At 66.0% G+C, this 1,864-nt stretch carries 1 protein-coding gene and 1 pseudogene; both read right to left on the bottom strand.

Annotation, left to right across the window (positions count from 1 at the left end):
- Nucleotides 1-53: 53 nt before the first annotated feature.
- Nucleotides 54-1,315 (bottom strand): annotated as a pseudogene (nadA, locus tag JCM19049_RS13005) (quinolinate synthase NadA).
- A partial coding sequence (locus JCM19049_RS13000; RefSeq protein WP_054821795.1) for an NUDIX domain-containing protein occupies nucleotides 1,308-1,864 on the bottom strand: 557 nt, incomplete at its 5' end. The gene JCM19049_RS13000 and the pseudogene nadA, both read right to left, overlap by 8 nt.

The following is a 1,864-nucleotide window of genomic DNA, read 5'->3' as shown; positions in this document are numbered from 1 at the left end:
GCTCAAGGCGGCCAGCAGCCCGGCGGCCCCGGAGCCGACAATGATGATCCGGGTCATGGCCGGGCAGCCAGCATCCGCTCCAGGGCGGTCTTGGCGTCGGCCTGCTCGGCCTGCGGCACCTCAATGCGGTTCACAATGCGCCCGGCCACCAGTTCCTCCAGCACCCAGGCCAGGTAGCCGGGGTGGATGCGGTACATGGTGGAGCAGGGGCAGATCACCGGATCCAGGCAGAAGATCGTGTGCTGCGGGTACTGCTCGGCCAGCCGGTTGACCATGTTGATCTCCGTGCCGATGGCGAAGGTGGTCGGTTCGGTGGCCCCGGCGACGGCCTTGAAGATGTAGTCGGTGGAACCCGATTCATCCGCCGCATCCACCACCTCCATGGGGCATTCGGGGTGCACAATGACCCGCAGGTTCTCGTGCTCGGCCCGCGCCTTGTCAATCTGCGCGGTGGTGAAGCGCTTGTGCACGGAGCAGAAGCCGTGCCACAAGATCACCTTGGCGGCGTTCAGGGTGTCGGCATCGTTGCCGCCCAGTTCCCGGCGTGGGGTCCACAGCGGCATCTGCTCCAGGGGGATTCCCATCGCCTTGGCCGTATTGCGGCCCAGGTGCTGGTCCGGGAAGAACAGCACCCGCCGGCCGCGCTCGAACGCCCACTCCAGCACGGTCTTCGCGTTCGAGGAGGTGCACACCAATCCCCCGTTGCGGCCCACGAACGCCTTCAACGCCGCGGAGGAGTTCATGTAGGTCACCGGGATCACCGCGGCGCGCCCGTCATCCTCCTCGTCCCGGTACAACTCCATCAGCTCATCCCAGCACTGCTGGACGCTGGGGGCATCGGCCATGTCCGCCATGGAGCATCCGGCCGAGAGGTTCGGCAGGATCACCGCCTGGTCATCCCGGGAGAGCACATCGGCGGTTTCGGCCATGAAATGCACACCACAAAAACAATGTACTTGGCCTCATCACGGGTCAGTGCCGCATTGGCCAGCTGGAAGGAATCCCCCACGAAGTCGGCGTACTTGACCACCTCGTCACGCTGGTAGAAGTGCCCCAGCAGCACCACGTCATCGCCCAGGGTCTCCTTCGCCGCGCGGATGCGGGCATCAAGTTCCTCATCGCTGGCGCTGAGGTACTGCTGGGGCAACTTCTGCTGCCGAGGGTAGTTCGCCGGGGCCTGGTCCTCCTGGGAGGCACCGGGGCCGTAACCGGATGGGGTGTCCCAGGGGTTGGCCGAGAGCTCGGATGAGCAGGTGGAGCCCGGAGCGTTGAGGGTCAGCCGGGTGATGGTCGAGGAGAGGGTAGGGCTACTCATGGTTGGTATCTACTTCCAATGGGTCATGGCCGCTGCCCGCGTAGCGGTAGAGCCGGGGTGGTCGGTGCTGGCCGCCGGCGAGGTATTCGTCGGTGGCCACAATGCTCTGGGTGGCTTTGAGTTGGCGGCGGAAGTTGGCTGGATCCAGTTCCTTGCCCAGCATGGCCTCGTACACCGCCCGCAACTGGGCCAGGGTGAAGCGCTCGCCGAGCAGCCGGTGGGCGATTTGCCCGTACTCGACCTTGTTGCGCAGCCGCCACAGCGCGTAGTCGATGATCTGCCGGTGATCGAAGGCCAGGTTCTCCAGGACGGGATCGTCCACCGCGAACCACGCCACGTTCTCGTCCTCCACAGTGGCACCCACCTGGGCCTCGGTGACCAGCGCGAAATACGCGATGGTCACCAATCGCTGGGTGGGTGAACGATCCGGGTCACCGAAGGTGTAGAGCTGTTCCAGGTAGCTGGGCCGCAGCCCTGTGGTGCTAGCCAGGGTGCGGCTGGCGGCGGTGCCAAGGGACTCGCGGGGTCCCACGGGGCCACCGGGCAGCG

Source organism: Arthrobacter sp. JCM 19049 (genome assembly GCF_001310435.1).
The sequence above is the reverse complement of the archived record's forward strand: the minus strand, read 5'-3'. Positions and strand labels throughout refer to the sequence as shown.